This is a genomic window from Actinosynnema sp. NPDC023794, from assembly GCF_040639675.1.
GTDB lineage: Bacteria > Actinomycetota > Actinomycetes > Mycobacteriales > Pseudonocardiaceae > Actinosynnema > Actinosynnema luteola.
In genome coordinates this window covers 1-5,948 of the sequence record NZ_JBFAFR010000083.1, presented here as the reverse complement: position 1 = coordinate 5,948, position 5,948 = coordinate 1, and the positions used below count along the sequence as shown (strand labels likewise).

The 5,948-nt window shown below is 69.4% G+C and carries 5 protein-coding genes; 4 read left to right on the top strand and 1 reads right to left on the bottom strand.

Annotated elements, in window-relative coordinates:
• The 4 genes from AB0H12_RS45025 to AB0H12_RS45010 form a co-directional block, all read left to right on the top strand.
• On the top strand, positions 1-1,101 hold a 1,101-nt coding region (locus AB0H12_RS45025; RefSeq protein WP_499632894.1), incomplete at its 5' end, for an RICIN domain-containing protein.
• Positions 1,102-1,398: 297 nt separating this feature from the next.
• Positions 1,399-2,835, top strand: a complete 1,437-nt coding sequence (locus tag AB0H12_RS45020; protein WP_499632892.1) for an arabinofuranosidase catalytic domain-containing protein — start codon at positions 1,399-1,401, stop codon at positions 2,833-2,835.
• A gap of 77 nt (positions 2,836-2,912) precedes the next feature.
• Positions 2,913-4,037, top strand: a complete 1,125-nt coding sequence (locus AB0H12_RS45015) for an RICIN domain-containing protein (protein WP_499632889.1) — start codon at positions 2,913-2,915, stop codon at positions 4,035-4,037.
• Between the two features lie 221 nt (positions 4,038-4,258).
• The gene (locus tag AB0H12_RS45010; RefSeq protein ID WP_499632886.1) at positions 4,259-5,014 is read left to right on the top strand and encodes a GH12 family glycosyl hydrolase domain-containing protein; all 756 of its coding nucleotides are present in this window, start codon (positions 4,259-4,261) and stop codon (positions 5,012-5,014) included.
• Positions 5,015-5,096: 82 nt separating this feature from the next.
• Here AB0H12_RS45010 and AB0H12_RS45005 read toward each other — a convergent pair.
• Positions 5,097-5,948: RICIN domain-containing protein (locus AB0H12_RS45005; protein ID WP_499632883.1), on the bottom strand; the 852-nt coding region annotated here is incomplete at its 5' end.

The window sequence follows — 5,948 nt, the reverse complement described above, 5'->3', positions numbered from 1 at the left end:
AGCGGCAGGCCGATGGTGCTCAGCCTCTCGCCCGGCCCGACGTCGACCGGCAACGGCACCCACGTCGCGGACAACGCCAACATGTGGCGGATCGTCAACGACCTGTGGGACGACTGGCCTGGGCTGGACGCCCTGTTCGAGCGGTTGCACGCGTGGACACCGCACCGCAGGCCCGGCGCGTGGCCCGACCCGGACATGATCCCGATCGGACGGCTGTCGCAGCAGGGACCGGTCGGCTCGCCGCGCTACTCCAACCTGACGCCCGACGAGCAGCGCACCCTGATGACCCTGTGGTCGATCACGCGTTCGCCGCTCATGTGGGGCGGTGACCTGACCCAGAACCGGGCGTCCGAACTGGCGCTGATGACCAACGCCGCCGTGCTGGCGGTCGACCAGCACAGCACCGGCAACCGGCAGCTCTTCAGCGGCACGCACACGGCGTGGACCGCGAACGCGCCCAGCGGGACCGACAAGTACCTCGCGCTGTTCAACCGGGGCAGCGGCACGGCGACCGTGTCGGCCTCGCTCGCCGAGCTCGGCATCGGCTCGGCCACCGTGACGGACCTGTGGTCGGGCGCGAACCTCGGCACGGTGAGCGGCACCCTGTCCCGCTCGCTGCCCGCGCACGGCTCCGGCCTCTACCGGCTCACCCCGCAGACCACCGTGCCGGTGCCGACCGCGGAAACGTTCACCGCGCGGCACAGCGGCAAGGTCGCCGACGTCTACAACGCCTCGACGGCCGACGGCGGCAACGTGGTGCAGTGGGCCGCGAACGGTCAGGCCAACCAGCGCTGGCGGGTGCGCGACGTCGGCGGCGGCCAGCACGAGGTCGTCAACGTCGGCAGCGGGAAGTGCCTCGACGTCTACGGCGGCACGTCGGCCACCGGCGACGGGGTCCGGGTCGTGCAGTGGGCGTGCAACTCGGGCACGAACCAGCGCTGGCGGTTCGAGGACGCGGGCACCGGGCACGTGCGGCTGGTCGCCCAGCACAGCGGCAAGTGCCTGACCGTGTCCGGCGGCGCGACCGCCGACGGCGCTCAACTCGTCCAGTGGACGTGCGACAACGGGACCAATCAGCACTGGCGCCGGCAGACCGCCTAGACGGCTTGGCCACGCTTTTCGGGAATGGGACGAAAGGGTGCGGCCCGGGTGTCGAAACCGTTGCTTTAGCGCTGTTTTAGCACCTACCGTCGCAGCAGTCGAATCGATTCGACTCTCGGTACCACCGAACCGTTTCGGCACTTCACGCACTCGGCACGTTCGAGTGCGCTCCCGCCGCCGCACACCCTGCCCTCCCACATCGTCGTAGGAGTGAAGATGCAGCCCTTACCCGATTCCCCGCAGGGGCCCGTGAAGCGTTGGTGGCGTTCGCGGGCGGCGGTGCGCGCGCGTGTCGTGATGGCACTGGCCCTGTTGCCCGCGGCCTTGACGACGTGGTCCGCGCCGGTGACCGCGTTGGCGGCCGGCACGGGACCGTGCGACATCTACGCTTCGGGTGGCACGCCCTGCGTGGCCGCGCACAGCACGACGCGGGCGCTCTACGGCGCGTACGCCGGAAACCTCTACCAGGTCAGACGTTCGTCGGACAACACGACGCGGGACATCGGCCTGCTGGCCGCGGGCGGCACCGCCAACGCGGCGACCCAGGACTCGTTCTGCGCCGGCACCACCTGCGTCATCACGGTCGTCTACGACCAGTCCGGCCGGGGCAACGACCTGTGGTACCAGGGCTCGGACGTCGTGCCCGGCTCGCCCCAGAGCAGGCCCGCGCTCGCGACCTCCGAGTCGCTGGCGGTCGGCGGCAGCAAGGCCTACTCGCTCTACATCAACCCCGGCAACAGCTACTGGCGCGACGGCCACCTGACGGGCGTGCCGACCGGCGCGCAGCCCGAAGGCATGTACATGGTGACCAGCGGCACGCACGTCAACAGCGGCTGCTGCTTCGACTACGGCAACAGCGAGACGACCCGGAAGGCCGACGCGGCCGGCGCGATGGACGCGATCAACTTCAGCACGCAGTGCTGGTTCGGCGGGTGTTCCGGCACCGGTCCGTGGGTCCAGGCCGACCTCGAGTGGGGCCTCTTCCCTGGCGGCAGCCAGTCGTGGAACCCGAACCAGCGCGCCTTCACCAGCAAGTTCGTCACGGCGATGCTGAAGAACAACGGAACCACGCGGTTCGCGCTCAAGGGCAGCGACGCGCAGGTCGGCAACCTCACCACGCTGTGGGACGGCCCGCTGCCCAACGGGTACAGCCCGATGAAGAAGCAGGGCGCCATCATCCTGGGCAGCGGCGGCGACTGCTGCAAGCCCGACGGCGGCGCGAACCTCAGCGCGGGCACCTTCTACGAAGGCGCCATGGTCGCGGGCTACCCGTCCGACGCGACCGAGAACGCGGTGCAGGCGAACGTCATCGCGGCCGGGTACACCACCGGCGGCGGCACCACCCCGAACGGCGCGGTGCGCGCGGTGGGTGCGGGCAAGTGCCTCGACGTGCCGAACGGGACGGCGGGCGCGCAGGCCCGGATCTGGGACTGCCAGGGCGGCGCCAACCAGACGTGGACCCGGACGTCCTCGGGCCAGCTGACCGTGTCCGCCGGCTCCGGGCAGATGTGCCTCGACGCCTACGGCCAGGGCACCAGCGCGGGCACCAGGGCGGTCATCTGGTCGTGCAACGGCCAGGCCAACCAGCGCTGGAACGTGAACGCCAACGGCACGATCACCGGCGCGCAGTCCGGCCTGTGCCTGGACGTGTCCAACGCGTCCACGGCCAACGGGGCGCAGGTGCAGCTGTGGACCTGCAACGGCGGCTCCAACCAGCAGTGGGGCGTCAGCTGATCCCCACCACGGGAGTTCGTGACTCGACCGCGGTCCGGCACGCCGTGCCGGACCGCCGCTCAACCCGAGGAGTACAAGTGCGACAACGCCTCAGCAGATTCGCCGCGCGCGCCGCGGCCCTGGTCACCGCCGCGCTGGTCACCGCCGCGCTGCTGCCGGCAGGCCAGGCCGCCGCGGAGTCCAACGGCGGCGTGCGGGTCATGCCGTTGGGCGACTCGATCACCGAGGGCACGCAGGTGCCCGGCGGTTACCGGATCGGGCTGTGGCAGCGGTTCGGGTCCGGCGGCTACCGGGTGGACTTCGTCGGTTCGCAGTTCAACGGTCCCGGCCAGCTCGGCGACCACGACCACCAGGGCCACCCCGGCTGGCGCATCGACCAGATCGACGCGAACGTCGTCACGTGGCTGCGGAACACGAACCCGCGCACGGTGCTGCTGCACATCGGCACCAACGACATCCTGCAGAACTACAACGTGTCCGGCGCGCCCGGCCGCCTGTCGGCGCTCGTCGACCGCATCACCGCGACCGTGCCGAACGCCGACGTGTTCGTCGCGACGATCATCCCGCTGGCGAACTCCGGGCAGAACACCGCCGCCCGGAACTACAACGCCACCATCCCCGGCATGGTGCAGAGCAAGGTCAACGCGGGCAAGCGCGTGCGCCTGGTGGACATGTACTCCGCGTTGACGACGGCCGACCTGATCGACGGCGTCCACCCCACCGCGACCGGCTACGACAAGATGGCCGCGACCTGGTACAACGCGCTGCGCGCCGTGCCGGGCAGCATCGGCGACCCGGTGGCCTCGCAGGGCAAGCAGGTCGTCGGCACGGCGTCTGGCCGGTGCCTCGACGTGCCGGGCTCGACCACCACCAACGGCACGCAGTTGCAGCTGTGGGACTGCCACGGCCAGACCAACCAGTCGTGGACGCACAACGCCAACAAGCAGTTGGTCGTCTACGGCACGAAGTGCCTCGACGCGTACGGCCGCGGCACGGCCAACGGCACTCAGGTGGTGATCTGGGACTGCCACGGCGACACCAACCAGCAGTGGCAGGTCAACGCCAACGGCACCATCACCAACGTGCTGTCCGGCCTGTGCCTGGACGCGGTCGACCACGGCACCGCGAACGGCACCAAGCTGGCCCTGTGGACCTGCTCGGGGCAGGCCAACCAGCAGTGGACCCTGCGCACGCCGGCCTGACCGCGACGCGGAAAGCGCCCACCGGGTATTTCGACGGTGATTCGAAGAATCGCCGATCCCGGTGGGCGCTTGCTCGGAATTGTTCGACGGAAATCGACCGCAGAGGTCCAATATTCGACTCGTCGATTCGCCTGTCATTCGATGTCGACAGTCGTGGGAAGCGGTGCGTAGCTTTTTGCTCGCATTCAACCGCCGAATTTCGACGAGAAAGGTGGACCTTCGTGCTCAAAAGGTTCATGACAGCCGTGCTCGCCGCCGCCGCACTGGCCGTGCCGACCACCGGCACCGCGCAGGCGGCCGGCAGCTGCGCGGACTTCTACTCGATCACCATGGGCAAGTACTGGGTCAACAACAACGTGTGGGGCCAGGACTCGGGCCAGGGGTGGCAGTGCGTGTGGGACGTGTCGTCCGGCGGCTCGATCTCGTGGGGCACGAGCTGGGACTGGAGCGGCGGGCCGACCTCGGTGAAGTCCTACGCCGGCTCCGTGCTCGGCTGGCACTGGGGCACCAAGCTGTCGAACACCGGCCTGCCGGTCCGGTTGTCGGACAACCGGTCGGTGAACACGGGCGCGAGCTACACGGTCAAGCAGAACACGGCGAACGTCATGAACGTCGCCTATGACCTGTGGCTGCACCCGACGTCCAACCCGGGCACCGCCAACCCGTCCGACGAGATCATGATCTGGACCTACCGCGCCGGCGGCGCCGGACCGGTCGGCACGCGGCAGGGCACGGTGTCCATCGCCGGCACCAACTGGGACCTGTACCGGGGCAACATCGGCTGGGAGGTCTACTCGTTCATCCGGACGAGCAACACCAACTCGGCCACGTTGAACCTGCGCGACTTCACGTCGCACCTGGTCAACCGGGGTTGGTTGAGCAACCAGAAGTACCTGACCAGCGTGCAGCACGGCACGGAGGTCTTCACCGGGAACGGGCAGTTGGACGTGCACTCGTACTACGCCAACGTCGGCTGACCACGCCCAGCGCGGCGCGGCGGTTCCTGTGCCGCCGCGCCGCACCTACCGGCACCGGGCCGGGGCGGTCAGCCGTGCGGGATCAGCCGACGCGGACGAGCTGCCACTGCTGGTTGGCGCCACCAGTGTCGCCGTACTGGACGACGTTCGCGCCATCGGCCGTGGAAGAGCCCTGCACTTCGACGGCCTTGTTGCTGTTGCGGTTGACCAGCTTGAAGTAGCCGCCCGACTCGGACGCGCCGAACTGCTGGTTGGTGCCGCCGTGGTCGGTCCACTGCTGGATCGCGGCGCCGTCGGCGGTCGAGGAGTTGGGCACGTCGAGGACCTTGCCGGAGTGGCGTGACTTGATGCGGTAGTAGCCGCCGCCGGAGTCCGCGAACTGCCACTGCTGGTTCGCGCCGTCGTTGCGGCTCCACTGCGCGATGCGTCCGCCGTCGTTGGTCGCCAGGCCGTAGACGTCCAGCGCCTTGCCGCTGTTGCGGTTCACCAGCACGTACCACGCGTTCGGGTCGATGACGCCGGGCTGGGGGACGGTGCCCCCGTTGAGGGCGTTGAGGACGGCGGTGTAGGCGGGTTTCTTGTTGCCGTTGCCGTCGAAGAGGAGTGGGGTGCCGTAGGCGCGCCAGGAGTCGGTGTCGCGGATGCCCCAGACGGTGATGCCGGTGCAGCGGGTGACGGCGAGGCAGGCTTTGACGACGCGTTCGTAGTTGGAGGCTTGTGCGCTGCCGGAGCCTTCGATGTCGAGTTCGGTGATCTGGACGTCGACGCCGAGGTTGGCGAAGTTCTGGAGGGTGGTCTGGTAGTTGCCGGGGACGGGGGACTGGGCGTTGAAGTGGGACTGGAGGCCGACGCAGTCGATGGGGACGCCGCGGGACTTGAAGTCCTGCACCATCCGGTAGACGGCTTGGGTCTTGGCGTGGGTCCAGTCGTCGGT

Bases quoted from the DNA above. Each gene is read 5' to 3' on its own strand.
- AB0H12_RS45020 (WP_499632892.1), top strand. From the start codon at position 1,399: ATGGCACTGGCCCTGTTGCCCGCGGCCTTGACGACGTGGTCCGCGCCG.